General features: G+C 39.5%; 15 protein-coding genes and 1 pseudogene. All 16 read left to right on the plus strand.

All coding sequences use genetic code 11. The annotated features are described in order from the left end of the window. Positions 1-142: 142 nt before the first annotated feature. The 16 genes and pseudogenes from V7783_RS03685 (at position 143) to V7783_RS03760 (ending at position 16,915) form a co-directional block, all read left to right on the plus strand. Positions 143-505, plus strand: a complete 363-nt coding sequence (locus V7783_RS03685) for a hypothetical protein (RefSeq protein ID WP_024595179.1) — start codon at positions 143-145, stop codon at positions 503-505. Between the two features lie 208 nt (positions 506-713). Then, complete coding sequence (locus V7783_RS03690; RefSeq protein WP_013465892.1) at positions 714-1,751, plus strand: hypothetical protein; 1,038 nt, start codon at positions 714-716, stop codon at positions 1,749-1,751. Then, complete coding sequence (locus V7783_RS03695) at positions 1,748-2,065, plus strand: hypothetical protein (RefSeq protein ID WP_335677604.1); 318 nt, start codon at positions 1,748-1,750, stop codon at positions 2,063-2,065. The genes V7783_RS03690 and V7783_RS03695 overlap by 4 nt, the downstream gene beginning before the upstream one ends. 12 nt (positions 2,066-2,077) lie before the next feature. Further along, entirely contained in the window at positions 2,078-2,425 is a 348-nt protein-coding gene (locus V7783_RS03700) for a hypothetical protein (RefSeq protein WP_016899198.1), read from the plus strand. 157 nt (positions 2,426-2,582) lie between these two features. Next, positions 2,583-2,948, plus strand: coding sequence for a hypothetical protein (locus V7783_RS03705; protein WP_010558035.1), 366 nt, complete (start codon positions 2,583-2,585; stop codon positions 2,946-2,948). Positions 2,949-3,055: 107 nt separating this feature from the next. Further along, the gene (locus tag V7783_RS03710) at positions 3,056-3,553 is read left to right on the plus strand and encodes a DUF411 domain-containing protein (RefSeq protein ID WP_004589252.1); all 498 of its coding nucleotides are present in this window, start codon (positions 3,056-3,058) and stop codon (positions 3,551-3,553) included. After that, a pseudogene (locus V7783_RS03715) lies at positions 3,553-4,980 on the plus strand (TolC family protein). Before V7783_RS03710 ends, V7783_RS03715 begins: the two are co-directional and overlap by 1 nt. Further along, positions 4,980-6,722 (plus strand): efflux RND transporter periplasmic adaptor subunit, encoded by a 1,743-nt coding sequence (locus V7783_RS03720; RefSeq protein ID WP_004589254.1) that lies wholly within the window; start codon positions 4,980-4,982, stop codon positions 6,720-6,722. The pseudogene V7783_RS03715 and the gene V7783_RS03720 overlap by 1 nt, the downstream one beginning before the upstream one ends. 14 nt (positions 6,723-6,736) lie before the next feature. Further along, positions 6,737-9,901, plus strand: coding sequence for an efflux RND transporter permease subunit (locus V7783_RS03725; protein WP_004589255.1), 3,165 nt, complete (start codon positions 6,737-6,739; stop codon positions 9,899-9,901). A gap of 79 nt (positions 9,902-9,980) precedes the next feature. Continuing rightward, a complete protein-coding gene (locus V7783_RS03730; RefSeq protein ID WP_223230573.1) occupies positions 9,981-10,601 on the plus strand; it encodes a PepSY domain-containing protein in 621 nt (206 codons plus the stop codon). Further along, positions 10,601-12,433: a 2Fe-2S iron-sulfur cluster-binding protein gene (locus V7783_RS03735; RefSeq protein ID WP_024596190.1), complete on the plus strand. Its 1,833-nt coding sequence runs from the start codon at positions 10,601-10,603 to the stop codon at positions 12,431-12,433. Before V7783_RS03730 ends, V7783_RS03735 begins: the two co-directional genes overlap by 1 nt. 24 nt (positions 12,434-12,457) lie before the next feature. Then, positions 12,458-12,805 (plus strand): copper resistance CopC family protein, encoded by a 348-nt coding sequence (locus V7783_RS03740; RefSeq protein WP_004589258.1) that lies wholly within the window; start codon positions 12,458-12,460, stop codon positions 12,803-12,805. Positions 12,806-12,824: 19 nt separating this feature from the next. Continuing rightward, positions 12,825-13,712, plus strand: a complete 888-nt coding sequence (locus tag V7783_RS03745) for a copper resistance D family protein (RefSeq protein ID WP_024596191.1) — start codon at positions 12,825-12,827, stop codon at positions 13,710-13,712. A 15-nt stretch (positions 13,713-13,727) separates the two neighbouring features. After that, positions 13,728-14,198, plus strand: a complete 471-nt coding sequence (locus V7783_RS03750) for a YybH family protein (RefSeq protein ID WP_024596192.1) — start codon at positions 13,728-13,730, stop codon at positions 14,196-14,198. 27 nt (positions 14,199-14,225) lie between these two features. After that, positions 14,226-16,058: a copper resistance system multicopper oxidase gene (locus V7783_RS03755; RefSeq protein ID WP_335677605.1), complete on the plus strand. Its 1,833-nt coding sequence runs from the start codon at positions 14,226-14,228 to the stop codon at positions 16,056-16,058. After that, a complete protein-coding gene (locus V7783_RS03760; protein ID WP_004589262.1) occupies positions 16,055-16,915 on the plus strand; it encodes a copper resistance protein B in 861 nt (286 codons plus the stop codon). The genes V7783_RS03755 and V7783_RS03760 overlap by 4 nt, the downstream gene beginning before the upstream one ends. Positions 16,916-17,221: the final 306 nt, after the last annotated feature.

Below are 17,221 nucleotides of genomic sequence, written 5' to 3' on the forward strand. Positions count from 1 at the left end.
GCTTTTTGCAGTGGCTTTTCAGAGAAGCCCGTTCCCACGAAAACAGGACGAAATGGATTTACTCTGAACTAAAAGATTAAATATTCACAAAAACTGAGTGACATAGGTGCGTGGCCTAGCGTTGCCGTTTTTTGGTGTATTGATGTCTTTTAATAAAGAAGACCTGCTAGTAAATATAAAAAGGCAGGCAAAACGATTATCTAAATTATTAACTATTCCCCTTGGACAAGCCCAAGAAGCCCTAGCTATTTGTCTGTATGACTGTAACAGTTACAGCGATTTACTAGTAAAAATAAAAGCTGAATCCTTTGACAACCCATTGATAGCACTGTCTGCTCTCTCACCAAACTCGGAAATATTTTTAGTAAAAATATTAGCTAGCCACCTAGATAGCATCATTGGAAATTTTGAAAAAAAATTTCCCGGTTCCAATATAAATGAAGAATTAGTCATATCCCTTTTCGGACTTAGCTTTGATGAGTTCAAAGCCAAAATTTCTGACTGATTTTGTACAAATCCGTAAGTTGCCATTTAAAAATTTAGCGATATTATGAGTGAAAGGTTGTGCGGACAGCCTACGCCTACACATGTTTTTCGCCTTGAAAAACGTGAACAGTGAAGCGGAGCATCCGTAAAAATTTGGTTATTTGAACAATAAATAAAGCAATGTGTTGGTAGGCCATTGTTTATTGGAAAGTTGTTTGGAGAACTAAGTGATCTCACTTTATCAATTAAAGAATAAGCTCAATAAACAAGCAAAAGAGTTTGCTGAGTTATTAGAGTTTCCTGATCTTTACGCCCAAGGCCTGTGGGCTAGAGGTGTTTATAACTGCCCTCATTTTTCTGATACCCATAAATATCTCTCTGAAGTATTTGAAAAGAAAAAGCTGGACTCAATTCTAAAGCACGATTCCCTGAAATATTTAATGATCAACGAATACGATGATCAAGAAATTATTGAATCGCTTCATAAAGAAATTGAGTCAATGGCAAACCGTATTGAAAGCCTGATGCTGGTAGATATCGAAACATTAGAGTTAGTTTCAGTGATATACCAAGTTTTAGGGTTGCCTGAAAATGCCAAGTTTATTGTAAATACAGGTGCAGACTTCCGCTTAGAGTGGCGACCATACTTTGATGCCTTTGATGATCCGTTGATAGTTCAATATGCAGATTTAAAAGTTCATGGTTGTTATTTCAGGCTAATCGCTTGCAAGTTTCCGTTTGAAAAGCTTTCCTTGGATGACATTAGAAAATACATGTACATCAATCATGTAAACCATAATGGTGAGTTTGAAGGCTGTATTTCTGAAGGAAATACATTTTCTAAGCATGTGCACTGGCTGGTGTTGACACTTGAATTATTCAGTAGCGGCAAAGTAAATAAGGCTCAGTTCAATCCAACAACCTTCAAAATCGAAGGTATGCGCTATTTGGTATATGGCTTCCCATTGATTCCTTCCTTTGTATCTGATTGGCACAAACCTGATTTATGTCTACGAGTCAAAAATCTAGATGGCGATCAGAAGTTCATTGTTCGTATCGAACAGCAAGATCTTGTTTTTTATGCGAGGCGCGTTGATACCAACTTTTTTAACACAATCGATTATGAAAAATACATTTCGTTGTATCAATCTAGTGTTCTGTCACATTTTGATGCTGACAACAATTTGCTTAAAGTTGATGGGGTTAAATATCTAAGTTTTTTTCGTCCTTTTTCTGTAGAAGATATGAAAGGAGTTCAAGCATGAGACCTAGAGTAAAACTAACCAACGCAAAACTTATCTCAATTCAATCTGATACAGAGGAAAAAGTTGAACGGGTGCTTTACGGCACATTTGCTGACGAAAATGAAAATGGTAAAGAAGGAGATGCTTTATTCACGATAAAGGTTTTGGAAATCAATGGTCTAGAAAGTAAGTGCTTTGGTGTTGACTTTTATATCTTAGATGCTGAATCTAAAGAGTTTAATGTAAATGCATTTGAGTTTAATTTAATGCATGAGTGTATGTATTCTCCTAATGAGTTATTAGAGCTGCGAGATATGCTCCCGGCTAGTTATTAGTAAGGGAATACGTTGGATAGAATATATTTAAAGGATGCCTACATAGTATCTGTTTACGACTATAAAGAATTTGAAAAAATATTTCTTGGCGAGTTTTTATCAGGGGGGGTTATTGAAGATGAAACATTCAGGTTTCGGCCATTTCAGCAAATCGTGACTTCAAAGATTGTTAGCAAATCTGCTGATGAGGATAAGTTAGAAATATACACACATAGTGGGAGTTGTTATGTGATTGATGCTGACCATAAGTTAATTGATATTTCATTTGTTGAACTGGTTGTTATGAGAGCAGGAGCTTATTCGGCAGATCGAGTTTTAGAAATGAGAGAGCAACTTAAGTCTCAAAATAAAAGCCATTGAATAGCGAAGATAAGAAGTCTGATGAGATTATTATTTGTCACTTACCTCTTTGAAAAATTTGACGATAATCAAATATTCATAAATGTTTATACAGCATCAATTGACTTAGTCAAAAATTTGCATTAGTATTAGAGATGTATATTTGTAAGAGAATTTTATGTCTAAAGCATTTTCAAAAGTCTTAGTAATGACGCTTATGCTGGTTGCCTTTGTAGGGCAAGCATTTGCGTATTCTGCTATGCCTTGCGAAATGTCATCAGGTTCTCACGAATCACACATGAACATGAACATGAACATGAACATGGATCATGGTGATATGAATAAAAGCAGTAATGGTCAATCAGAAGATTGTTGTGACGTTGAATGTATTTGTCCTGCAAATGCTTGCTCATCTACGACAGTCCTAAATTCCAGTATTGATTCGACAGATATTCAAATATTCAGTGAATCTGTAGCTGCTCTGCAATCTAAACAACCTCATTCAATTTCCACTTCCCTTTATCGTCCACCAATTTTTGCCTAATACAGGATTAGTGCGTCCAAATTTCTCGCACATGTAATTAATTTTTCTGTTAGTCAATATAGCGTCGTAGCGCTATAGATATTTTCCAGCGATGTCTGGGGGCAAAAATGATCAATAAGTATTTAAAAATAGCAGTAGTAATGCTGCTTTCACCTGCGTTTGCAAACGCCAACGAACATAACCATGCACACAATAACGACGTAACACCTTTGGAGTTAATCGTTTATAAAACCCCTACTTGTGGGTGTTGTAAAAAATGGATAACTCATATTGAAGACAAAGGGATCGTTGCGCATTCCAAAGATTTCCGAAACATCGGCAACATCAAAACTAAGTATGGTATCAAACCTAATTACCGTTCATGCCACACGGCAGTGAGTAGAAATGGATTTGCCTTTGAAGGTCATATACCTGCTAAATTTATTCAGCAGTTCTTATCAGAAGAACATCCCAATGCGATTGGGCTTTCAGTTCCAGCAATGCCAGTTGGCTCTCCCGGTATGGAAGTCGATGACCGCTTTATGCCATACAACGTGTTAATTCTATTTAAAGATGGAACGAGCAAAGTCTATGCAAAAGTTAAGACATACGAGGAGCAATTCTAATGAAATTGAACTCTTCAAACCTTACTTCACTTTCAACTGCATTAATACTCGGCTTATCTGTATTCTCAGCTCAAGCTGAGAAAGTAGTGTCGCTTGAACAAGCTATCACCTTAGCTCAGCAAAATGATCCTTGGCTTCATGGTAGCCGATTGAAACAAAGTGCAGTTGAAAATAGAAGTATTGCTTCAGGTACTTTGCCTGATCCGAAAGTATCGCTAGGGATAATGAATTTACCAACAGATACTTGGGATTTAGATCAGGAAGGAATGACTCAGCTAAAGGTTGGCGTCTCTCAAATGTTTCCGAGAGGCGACAGTCTAGAGATCAAGAAAGACCAGTTACAAATTGAGTCCACGAAATTTCCACTGTTACGAGAGGATCGTAAAGCTAAGTTGAAAAGCCAAGTGTCACAACTTTGGTTAGATGCTTACTTAGCCCAACAAACTATTAAATTGATTGAAGATGATTAGTCTCTCTTTGAGCAGATGGCGGAAGTGGCTAAAGCTAGCTATTCAAACGTTGTTGGTAAAACTAGACAGCAAGATGTTATTCGTGCTCAGTTGGAAATCGTGCAGTTAGATGACAGATTAACTTCGCAAAAGCAGAAACTAGAAACGACAATCGCTCGTCTCAATGAGTGGCTTCATATTTACGATGCGGATCGTTTGAATGAATCATTCAACTTTGACGCGCAACCATTAGAGTTTAGCGTCTCAAAAGAATTGCCTTCGATTCAATTGAATAATCCAACAGTCCTAAAAGCATCTAATTACTCAAGAAATCTATTGGCTCAGGAGCTTTCGAATCACCCAGCCATACTTGCGATTGATATAAAACGCAAAGCTTCAGAAAAAGGAATTGAGTTAGCCAAACAGCAATATGAGCCGCAATGGGGTGTTAATGCTAGTTATGCCTATCGCGACAATATGCCCTCTGGTGATAGCCGAGCTGATTTATTTTCTGTTGGGGTAACGTTTGATTTACCCTTGTTTACCGAGAACAGACAAGATAAGCAAGTTGCAGCTTCTATTGCAGATTCAGAGACTATTAAAACCGAGAAACTATTACTGACAAAGCAAATGATCAGTGTTTTAGAAAAAGAACTAAGACAGCTTAAACGCTTATCAGATAGACAATCTATCTATCAAGAACAACTCCTTAAACAAACTCATGACCAAGCAGAAGCGTCATTGACAGCCTACACAAATGATGATGGCGATTTTGCCGAAGTTGTTCGAGCAAGAATTGCCGAATTAAATACCAGAATATCAGCTTTAAGAATTGATGTTGACGCACTTAAAACAGTTGCTCGTATCAACTATTTCTTTGCGCATTCTCAATCTAACTCAAATGCTGAACGTAAGTCGATGCAAACTTCACACAAAACTAATCAGCACTTATCCAGTCAGCAATTTGGAGAAAAATAATGTCAACGAATACAAAAACAATTATTGCCATCATCATTGGGGCAGCACTTGGTGCTGGAGCATTGAGTTTATATCAAGGTACTGGCTCAAACAGTAATAGTAATGAAGCAACATCAGGAGAAAAAAAGCCTCTGTATTGGGTTGCACCGATGGATTCTAATTACCGCCGGGACAAGCCCGGTAAGTCGCCTATGGGGATGGATCTAATTCCAGTGTATGAGGAAGGATCATCTGGTGATGACTTTGGCCCCGGAGCAGTAAAAATTGCGCCTCATGTAGTGAATAACCTTGGGGTTCGCACTGCACCTGTTGAACTGAAAAATATGCATACTGAAATCTCAACGGTAGGTTATGTTCAATATGATGAAGATAAGCTAATTCATATCCACCCACGGGTTGATGGCTGGATTGATAAACTTTACATCAAAGCAGCAGGTAACCCTGTAGAGAAAGGGCAGCCTCTTTATACACTATATTCTCCTCAGTTAGTTAATGCTCAGGAAGAGCTGTTAATAGCGTTAAAGCGCAACAATAGTTCTTTAATTTCAGCAGCCAAAGATCGCCTAAAAGCGTTACAGCTTTCAGCAGACTTTGTTCAAAAGCTAGAAAAGACACGAAAGGTTCAGCAAACAATTACCTTTTATTCACCACAAGCAGGTGTTGTCGATGGTTTGAAGGTTAGAGAAGGTTTTTATGTAAAGCCGGGAAACACCTTATTAAGCATTGGCCAGCTAGATCAAGTTTGGGTTGAAGCAGAAGTGTTTGAACGTGACGCAGCCTTAATTAAAAAAGGACTTCCTGTATCAATGACACTGGATTATTTACCCGGTGAGGACTGGGCTGGTGTCGTTGATTATGTTTATCCAACATTGAACAGTAAAACACGCACACTCCGAGTGAGATTGAAATTTGATAACACAGACTATCAATTAAAACCAAATATGTTTGCACAAGTCTCTATTCACGCTAATCAAGCTGATAGCACCATCCTCGTGCCTAAAGAAGCCGTTATTAGAACAGGTAAACAGGACAGAGTAGTACTTGCGTTAGGTGATGGGCAATTTAAATCTATTGAAGTGACTATTGGCCGGGTTGATATCGACAGCATCGAAATATTAGACGGCTTAAATGAAGATGACGTTGTGGTGACATCTGCCCAATTCTTGATTGATTCTGAATCAAGTAAAAGCTCTGACTTTAAACGAATGACTCATGATGAAGTGCCTAACTCTGTTTGGATGCAAGGGGATGTTAATAGTGTTATGGCAGGGCACCGCATGGTTAATATTTCACATGGCCCTGCTGAAGCTTGGGATTGGCCTGAAATGGTTATGGATTTTACTGTGGCTGAAAAAGTCGATATTGACTCATTAAAGTCAGGTCAATCTTTGCACTTTGAAGTGAGCAAAACCGAAGACGGTGGATATGAAATTACTGGAATTCATATCATGAGTGAGCCTGAAGTATCATCAGCAACAGTATCTGGTTTGATTAATGCGATTGATATTGATACACGGATTCTAAATATTAGCAGAGGCCCAATAGAGAAATGGGATAGACCTGCTGCGACGATGGATTTTATCGTCGCGGACAATATAGAAATGGTTGATTTCAATGTCGGTGATAATGTCACTTTCACTTTTGAGGTTAGAGATGACTTAGTTATCACTGACATTTCTCTTGAATCAGATGAACAACACGGCAAGGAAAATAAAGCTGCTGTTGATCATTCTAATCATTAAGTGGGAGAAAAATAATGATTGAATCAATTATTAGATGGTCTATCGGCAATCGTTTCTTTGTTTTGTTGATTACCTTAATTATCGCGTTTGGTGGTTTGTATTCATTACAAAAAACACCAGTAGATGCACTCCCCGATCTTTCTGATGTGCAGGTGATAATTAAGACGAGCTATCCGGGACAGGCACCACAAGTAGTGCAGGATCAAGTGACATTTCCTCTTACTACAGCGATGTTATCAGTGCCGGGGGCGCAAACTGTTCGTGGTTACTCATTTTTTGGTGATTCCTACGTCTACATTATTTTTGATGACGATACTGATTTGTATTGGGCTAGAAGCAGAGTACTTGAATACTTAAGCCAAGTAGCATCAAGCCTGCCTGATTCGGCAAAACCTCAATTAGGACCTGATGCAACAGGTGTGGGTTGGGTATACATTTACGCTTTAACAGATAAGTCTGGAAACCATGATCTAAGCCAATTAAGAAGCATTCAAGACTGGTTCTTAAAGTATGAACTACAAACTGTTCCGGGCGTGTCCGAAGTTGCCGCCGTTGGTGGTATGGTTAAGCAGTATCAAGTGCAAGTAGATCCTGATAAATTGAGAGCTTACGATATTCCTCTAAGTTTAATACAAATAGCCTTACAAAAAGGGAACAAAGAAACTGGCGCATCCGTTGTGGAAATGGCTGAAGCTGAATATATGGTTACCGCAACGGGGTATATTCAATCAGTTAGTGATATAGAGAAAATCCCACTTGGTATTAACGAACAAGGCACGCCATTGCGTATTGGTGATGTTGCTACCGTTAATTTAGGGCCTCAAATGCGCCGTGGTATCGCAGAGCTTAATGGTGAAGGCGAAGTTGTTGGTGGTGTTGTCGTTATGCGCTTTGGTGAAAACGCTCAACAAACCATAAACGGGGTAAAAGAAAAACTTGAATCGCTTAAATCTTCTCTACCAGAGGGGGTGGAGATTGTCCCTGTTTATGACAGATCGAAGTTAATAGATCGTGCTGTTGATAATCTTTGGAGCAAGTTGCTAGAGGAGCTTGCAGTCGTTGCTATTGTCTGTGTGGCTTTCCTATTTCATCTTCGCTCATCTATTGTGGCAGTTGTTACTCTGCCATTAGGTATCTTGGTGTCGTTCATTATCATGTATATGCAAGGCATCAATGCCAACATTATGTCTTTAGGCGGTATCGCTATTGCGATTGGTGCGATGACTGATGGTGCAATAGTGATGATTGAAAATATGCACAAGCATATGGAGAAAACACCACTAACAGATGAAAATCGCTGGCAAATTGTTGCTAAGGCTGCGAGTGAAGTAGGCCCTGCACTATTTTTTAGCTTACTGATCATTACAGTCTCATTCTTACCTGTATTTATCTTGGAAGCGCAAGAAGGAAGAATGTTCTCTCCGCTCGCCTATACAAAAACCTATGCAATGGCGGCATCAGCAGGTTTGGCGATCACATTGGTGCCTGTTTTGATGGGCTACTTTATTCGAGGCAAAGTTGTTTCTGAAAAGAAAAACCCGTTAAACCGATTATTGATTGCTATCTACATGCCTGTTTTAAAGCAAGTCATGAAGTTTCCAAAATCGACAATAGTAGCAGCAATATTAGTGACTATCGTTGGCTTTTGGCCTGTCGATAAAATTGGTAGTGAATTCATTCCGCCATTGGATGAAGGCGATCTCATGTATATGCCTACTACCTATCCCGGTATTTCAATTGGTAAAGCAAGGGAGTTATTGCAGCAAACAGACAAGCTTATTCGCACTGTGCCAGAAGTTGAAACTGTATTTGGTAAAGTAGGAAGAGCTGAAACTGCAACCGATCCTGCACCTTTAACCATGATTGAAACCTTTATTCAATTGAAGCCACGAGAGCAGTGGCGAGAGGGTGTGACTACTGAATCGTTAAAAGCTGAGTTTGATAAATTGGTTAAGTTTCCGGGCTTAACGAATGCTTGGGTTATGCCAATCAAGACCCGAATCGACATGTTAGCAACAGGCATAAAAACGCCTGTGGGTATTAAAGTCGCCGGACCAGAGCTTGATGTGATTCAGGAAATCGGCCAACAAATAGAGCAAATTTTACCCGAAGTTACAGGCACAGCATCAGTTTACTCAGAGCGAGTTGCAGGTGGACGATATATCAAGGTTGATATTTCACGCGATAAGGCAAGTCGCTTTGGGTTAAACATCGAAGATGTTCAACAAGTGGTTTCTACAGCTATTGGTGGTATGAACGTTACCCAAACGGTAGAAGGTCAAGAGCGTTACCCTGTTAACTTACGCTATCCGCAAGACTATCGAGACTCTCCTGAGCAGCTATCACGATTACCTGTTGTAACACCAAGTGGTCAACGCATTGCACTAGGTGATGTCGCAGATATTCGAGTTGAGAACGGTCCGCCGGGAATTAAGAGTGAAAATGCTCGTTTAAATGGCTGGACGTTTATCGATATAGACGGTGTTGACGTAGGTACTTATGTTGAAAGTGCAAAAATACACTTGGCTAATAATCTAAAACTACCAGCAGGTTATTCAATTACTTGGGCTGGGCAATACGAATATATGGAAAGAGCGAAAGAAAAGCTCACCTATGTATTGCCTTTAACACTCGCCATTATTGTTATTCTACTTTACTTAAACTTCAGAGCGTTTAGTGAGGTGGCTATCATTATCGTTACCTTGCCGATGGCGATGATTGGTGGCTTATGGTTGATGTATCTGGAAGGGTTTAACTTCTCTGTGGCTGTTGGCGTGGGCTTTATTGCTCTAGCTGGGGTAGCGGTTGAGATTGGTGTGATAATGTTGGTCTATCTCAATCAGGCACTTGCTGAGCTTAAGGAAAAAGCTGAAGAGCGAGCTGAACCTATCTCTGATGATGCATATCAAGATGCATTATTGCACGGTGCAGGCTTACGAGTTCGTCCAGTAATGATGACAGTTGCAACAATCATTATCGGCTTGATGCCCATTTTATATGGTACAGGAACAGGTTCGGAGATTATGAGTCGTATTGCTGCACCTATGGTAGGCGGAATGACAAGTGCTGTGCTACTCACTCTTATTGTGCTCCCAGTAATTTACTCAATCGTTAAAAAGCCAGAATTAAACGCCTTTAACAAGGAGCTTTCTAAGGCGGAGCTAAAAAGTAATGCTTAGCACGGCTAGAAAATATCACAAATGGCTAATGGCATTTGTCGGAATACAATTCCTCTTCTGGTCTATTACAGGCGTGTATATGGTGACTATGGATATTCACTATATACACGGCGAAACCTTGGCTAAGAGTGAGGAAGCCAAAATAGATTTAGCAAGTATGGATTACTCCATTGTAAAGCTAGCTGCGGATTATCCTAAAGCTAGCCAAGTTACACTTACTCAAAGTATGGGCCGTCCTTTGTATTCTTTTATTAATGGAGAAAATGGAAAAGTAGCAATAGATGCTAAAACTGGAGCTGTTCAGGCACTTGTAGATGAAATCAAGGCTAAAGAAATCGCACAATACCATTATGCGCTGAATCATCAAATCGACAGCGTAAGGTTGATTAAGTCAGCGACAAACTTGCCTGCTGAGTTGTCCCCAAGGCATTTACCTGTTTGGAGAGTGACGTTTGAGCAATTCTCCACACCGACATTTTATATAAGTCAACAAACAGGATCACTTGTTGCCAAGCGTCATGATTACTGGCGATTGTTTGATTGGATGTGGCGGTTCCACATTATGGATTACTATGATGGAGAAAACGTATCTAACTGGTTTTTGTTCTTGGTCGCAACTCTAGGTCTAATGGGAGCAATTACTGGCGCAGTATTGACTTATTACCGAGTGCTTTCCCCAAATAAAAAGGGAGTCATTTGATGCGACTATTTAAGTTAAATACAACGATACACAAGTGGCTTTCTTTATTTGTTGGTTTACAACTGCTTATTTGGTTGGGAACGGGCCTTTACTTCAATTTGATGGATCACAGTAAAGCCAGTGGTAATGAACTTAGAGTTCATTCTCATCATGAAGGTAGCATTACAGGCTTTGACCTATTCCCTATTAAAGACATTACTAGTAATGCTCCGCAGGAAGTAAACCTTATATGGGTTTTACATCAGCCTTACTATCATTTTGTGTTCGATAAGGGGCAGCATAGCTATCAAGAACGCCACTCAAAGCTATTTGATGCTGTAACAGGAAAGCCATTTAATTTGTCTGAAGAACAAGTACTAACTTTGGCAAAAAACTCCTACTCAGGACAGGGTAAGTTAACTACTCCAGTGTTATCTCAACCTCCGTTTTCTGATCACGTAAGGCAGCAAAATCCTATGTGGCAAGTTGCCGTTGAGGATGAGAACAATACAACTATTTATTTAGATAGTATTACAGGTCAAGTACTTCGCCATGCCAATGATGATTTCAGATTGAAAGATCTGATGATGAAGCTTCACTTTATGGACTATGGCAATTCTGGAGGATTTAACCATTGGTTGATCATTGCATTTGCTTTTGCAACGCTATTCCTTTCAATTACTGGTGTTACTTGGCTGATACAACAGTATCGAAGTGGTTTACTGAAGCTAGGTTGGGGCACTAACAGGCAAAAAGTGGCAGTGACGTTTTCCAATGAAAATACTATTACTGACATCTCAGCAGTTGGTCGCTCAACTGTACTAGAAGGGCTAGCTAGTTCACATGTATACCTTCCTTCAGGTTGCGGTGGTGGCGGTACTTGTGGCAAATGCGTGTTCTTAAGTTCAACTAAATTACCTATCACACTATCTGAACAGGAACATTTATCTCAGGAGCAACTTAAGGAAGGTTATCGGCTTGGATGTCAGCATAGGTTCTCTGAAATTAGTTCGATTGAAGTTAATACTGATCGCAATATTGAAAATCATGAGCTAGTTGTGGTTGCGACTAATTTCATTACTCCTTTTATCAAGGAAGTGAAATTTAAGCTGAAATCAGGCAAACAGTTGGCATTTAAAGCTGGTGCATATATGCAATTTGATGTGCCAGCAGGGATGAATAGCTTACGTCCAGATGATATGCCAGAGTGCTATGAAAAATACTGGGATAGCTACTATCATGGAAAATTTTCTCATAACGGTGTAACTCGCCACTACTCATTAGTTAACTTTGACGAGGAGTCTGATGAGTTAATGTTTAATATCCGTTGGCAGACCGCAAAGAATGGTTTTAAAGCAGGAATAGGTTCAAGTTATTTAGGTTCACTCCAAGTAGGTGAAACGATAACTGCAAAAGGCCCTTTTTCTGATTTTTATGCCACTTCAAATAAAAAAGTTAGTCGCGTGTTTATTGGTGCGGGTTCAGGACTTGCACCACTGAGGTCTATTATTTTTGAACAGTTGAAAAAGCATAAAGATAAAAGTGGTTTGACTCTTATCTATGGTGCGCGAACTGAAGATGACTTGCTATACCATAATGAATTGAAGTCACTGAGTGAGAAGCATAAAAACTTCTCTTATATTCCTACTCTTTCTAATCCTTCAGAAGAATGGCAAGGGCACTCAGGCTATGTTCAAAAAGTACTTCTGCCGTATATGAACCAAAAATCAGAACTGCTTTTGGCTGAGTTTTACTTGTGCGGTCCAGAAGCAATGATGAGTGAAGTGGAAAAAATAATTACAGATGCTGGGATTCCAAGTAATCAAATTTTCAAAGATAAATTTAGTCGTTAATCCATTAAATAAATAGAGGTATATATGAAAACATTAATTAAATTTTTAACCGTAATCAGTGTCGTTTTTAGTAGTGCGGTATTTGCGCATGTGCATCTTGAAAAAAGTGTGCCTGCTGATAATGCAATGCTAATGAATCCTCCAGAAGAGTTAACTTTGGTGTTCACCAAAGAGGTACGGGTTGTAAAAGTTTCATTGGCCAATAAACAAGGCGAAGAATTTAAATTTGGATTCGAGCCTTCTAAAGTCGCTACTAGCAAATTTACATGGAAACTACCTAAATTAGCTCCTGCAAACTATGCTGTGGATGTAACCTTCTTAGGTAACGATGGTCATAAAATGAAACATAGCTTCGGCTTTATGGTTCACTAAAATAGGCGGTGTGATTGATATGGAAATGTATATCTGGAATACAGTCATTGTACTGTCAAAAATTGTATTTTACGTCGGCTTTGCCTGTATTGCTGGTTATACATTTTTCAGGCAAATATTTGAGAATAATGAATCTCATACTAATGCTGTAATAGCGAATTTAACGTGGACAAGAACTTATATAGTTATGGCTTTGATCGCTAATATTACTTGGTTCTTTGCCAGTACTGGTGCAATGGCAGAAGAGGGAATTCAGGGGGCGATAGACGCTGATATATTGGCTATTATGTGGGACTCCTCTGTCGGCACTGGAGCTTTGCTTCGAGCGCTTGGGCTAGTTACCGCAATAATCGCTTTAGCTTTAAGGTTCAAACTCGCTGTGAACTCGTACTTAAAACAAAGCGCTTTAATGTTGAGTTTATTAATCCTTGCATACTCATTCACGTTACTGGGTCATATTTCTGAGTTAGGCACAATTGAAAAAGGCTTGCTTATTTTGCATGTGCTCGTTATGGCATGGTGGTTTGGGGCGTTATTGCCACTAAAACAGGCTTGCCATCAGCTAAGTTATGCAGAACTTCATTTGCTGATGGAAAGCTTTGGCAAACAAGCAAGTTTTACATTGAGCCTATTGTTGGTAGCAGGCCTCTGGCTCGTGATTCAATTGGTCGGAAGTCTTGATGCACTAATAAGCTCAAGTTACGGACAAACACTGTTGTTTAAATTGGCCCTTGTAGTGTCTATTTTGGCACTTGCTGCTAAACATAAACTAATACTCGTTCCACAACTTAAAAATAGTCAAGGCAGAGAGGCTTTATCTAAATCTATCTCGATAGAAATGGTAGTAGCTTTTGCCATTTTATCTGTAACGGCTGGGCTTACTAGTGTTGTTGGCCCTGCAAATTAAAACCTAAAAGAGAAAATGAAAATGAAAACAATAAATATCCTACTCGTTTTATTAATGACGTTTAGTTTCGCAGCAAACGCTCATGGTGATAAGAATAAAGACAAAGGATTGTTTAAAGGTGTAGATACACCAGCCGCAAAAGTTGTTTTGGCATTTCATCAAGCACTTGAAACTGGCAATCAAAAACAGGCTAGAGCGCAGTTAGCGGATGATGTCACCATTTTCGAGGGAGGCCGCGTTGAAAGGAGCGCTGATGAATATGCTCATCATCATATGTTGTCGGATATGAAGTATTTAGCAGCGATGAAGAGCGACACACTTGAACATCAAGTGACGATACTTGGAAATACAGCTATCTCTGCCTCGCGTAGTCAAACTAAAGGTACTTACAATGGTGAAGAACGTGATTATCAAGGGATGGAAACAATGGTTCTCGAAAAGCAAAACGGTGAATGGAAAATTAAGCACATTCATTGGTCACACTAATTTATTGGTCAAACCTCGGAGAGTAAAATGAGAATTAAAGATCCATCACATCAAATTTCTACACCGCGTAGACGCTTTGTACAAGGTTTAGCTGCTGGCGGTATATTAGCTGCTTTTCCAAGCATTCTTCATGCTGCTTCATCTTTAGTGGCTGGAACAATAACAGGTACTGTGCCCGAACTAAGTGGAGAAATAATAGATCTGGTGATAGATGAGTCACCCGTAAACTTCACAGGTGTTGTAAGAATGGCTACAACAATCAATGGCTCAATACCAGCTCCTACCTTGCGCCTCAGAGAAGGTGATGACGTTACTATCAGGGTAACTAATAAATTATCAGTGCCGAGTTCAATTCATTGGCATGGGATCATTCTTCCGTATCAAATGGATGGCGTACCGGGTATTAGCTTTAAAGGTATAATGCCGGGTGAAACCTTTGTTTATAAATTTAAGCTGCAACAAAGCGGCACATATTGGTATCACTCACACAGTGGCTTTCAAGAAATGACAGGTATGTACGGCGCATTAATTATTGAGCCAAGAGAAAAGGATATTATTAGTGCTGACAATGAGCATGTTATCCAATTGTCTGATTGGACTGATGATGACCCAATGGATTTGTTCCGCAAGTTAAAAGTACAGAGCGATGTATTTAACTTTAATCAACCTACTGTTCCAGAGTTTTTTGATGACATTTCAAATAGCAGCGTTTCAAATGCGCTACAACGCCGGGAAATGTGGAATAAAATGAGAATGAACCCTACAGATCTTGCAGACTTATCAGCATCTGCAATGACTTTTTTAATGAATGGTTGTGCGCCTTTGACAAACTGGCGTGGAATGTTTAAAGCTGGCGAAAAGGTTAGGCTTAGATTTATTAACGGTTCTAGCAATACGTTTTTTGATGTAAGAATACCTGAGCTGAAGTTAACAGTTGTACAAGCTGATGGACAAAATGTTGAACCTGTGACAGTAGATGAATTTAGATTTGGTCCCGGTGAAACTTATGATGTACTTGTCGAGCCAAAAAATGATGCATATACGATTTTTGCACAAAGCATGGATCGCTCAGGTTATGCTAAAGGTACTTTATCAATGGCACCTAATATTGATGCACCAGTACCTGCTCTAGATCCCGTTGAATGGTTAACGATGACAGATATGATGGGGAATATGGCCCAAGGTGGTGAGCATTCCGCGATGGCAGGTATGGCAGGTATGGCAGACATGTCGGGCATGAATTCTAATAAAATGGATCATAGTGCAATGGGTCATGGAGCGATGGCAATGGATCATAGTAAACATGGAATGACTAAAAACCCATTAGCTGTTGCTAGCACTAAAGTGCGTCATGCAAAAACAGAGTATGGAGCTTCTGTTGATATGCGTGTTGATATGCCTAGAACAAACCTTGATGATCCCGGTATAGGTTTACGTAAAAATGGACGCCGTGTTTTAACACTTGCAGATTTACATTCTCTTGAGGGAATTACAAACCAGCAAGAGCCAGAGGCTGAAATTGAATTACATTTAACTGGAAACATGGAGCGTTATAGCTGGTCATTTGATGGCTTGGAATTTGGAAAAAGCACGCCAGTTCACATGAAGCATAATCAACGTTTAAGAGTTATTTTACAAAACGATACAATGATGACACATCCCATGCACCTGCATGGTATGTGGAGCGATTTGGAGAATGAAAAAGGTGATGTACAGGTTCGTCGCCATACTATCCCTGTACAACCAGCGCAAAGAATTAGTTTTTTAACAACACCTCATGACGTAGGTCGCTGGGCATGGCATTGCCATTTATTATTCCACATGGATGCAGGTATGTTTAGAGAGGTAGTTGTATCATGAAAAAATTAATACTAACCAATACGTTAAGACTATTATTAATAGGTTTGCCCCTTATAAGTGTATCTGTATCTGCAAAAGATGAGATGACTGAGATGGGTGATTCTAAAATGCAAGCACAAGGTGGAGATGCACCTAAAGATGCTAGAGACCCCCATGCTTATGCAGCAGGTACAACTTTGACTGAAGGTCCTTATGCACTCAGTAGCGACAAACGACTGACTTTGGCAGATGAGCATTCATTTTACGCGCTACTAGGGGATCGTCTTGAATATAATGAGCAAACAAACGCAGGTGTTTTTGACTTTCAGGCATGGTATGGCACTACTTTTGATAGATTAGTCATCAAAACTGAAGGAGATTTTAGCGAAGGTAATTTAGAGGAGAACCAAACAGATTTTCTATGGGGCCACGCAATATCTGCTTATTGGGATACACAAGTCGGTATTCGACTTGATTACAATAACGAAGGTGAAAACCGCAAATGGCTAGCTTTTGGTTTACAAGGTCTAGCCCCCTACTGGTTTGAAATTGATATGACTGCGTATTTAGGAGAGCAAGGTAATAGTGCATTTTCGATCGAAGCTGAGTATGAGCTATTACTTACTCAAAAGTTAATTGTTCAACCACGAGCAGAGTTGACGCTTTACGGTAAGGATGACGTCCAAAATAACCTTGGTAGTGGCTTGTCTAGCAGTGCTATTGGTTTTCGGGTTCGTTATGAGTTTACCCGCCAGTTTGCTCCCTATGTTGGCGTTGAGTGGACAAATAAATTTGGTAATACAGCCGACTTTGCGAAGTTAAATGGGCAAAGTACTCGTGATACTGCTTTTGTTGCAGGTATCAAGTTCTGGCTCTGATATGAAGAAATACTATATTGACTTGATGAGAGCTACCGCAACTATATTGATGGTAGCTTTCGTTTTTTGGGATTTAAACCATTTTAGTTATGTTAGGAAAGGCCTAGCTAATAGTTTTTTTGGAAAGAACTAAGAGCAGTAATAGTAAGCTACTTCTTGTTTTCAATCGGTGCCAGTCTGGTGTATACCTATCAAGGTGGAATATCAGCTAAGAAGTAAAGTTGGCGAATGGTTAAGGTTAAAGAGTCAAGGCAAAAAACATCGCCATTGAAAGACGTACAATAGGCCATTTTATCACTTTTGATG

This window comes from Pseudoalteromonas sp., from assembly GCF_036960685.1.
Lineage (GTDB): Bacteria > Pseudomonadota > Gammaproteobacteria > Enterobacterales > Alteromonadaceae > Pseudoalteromonas.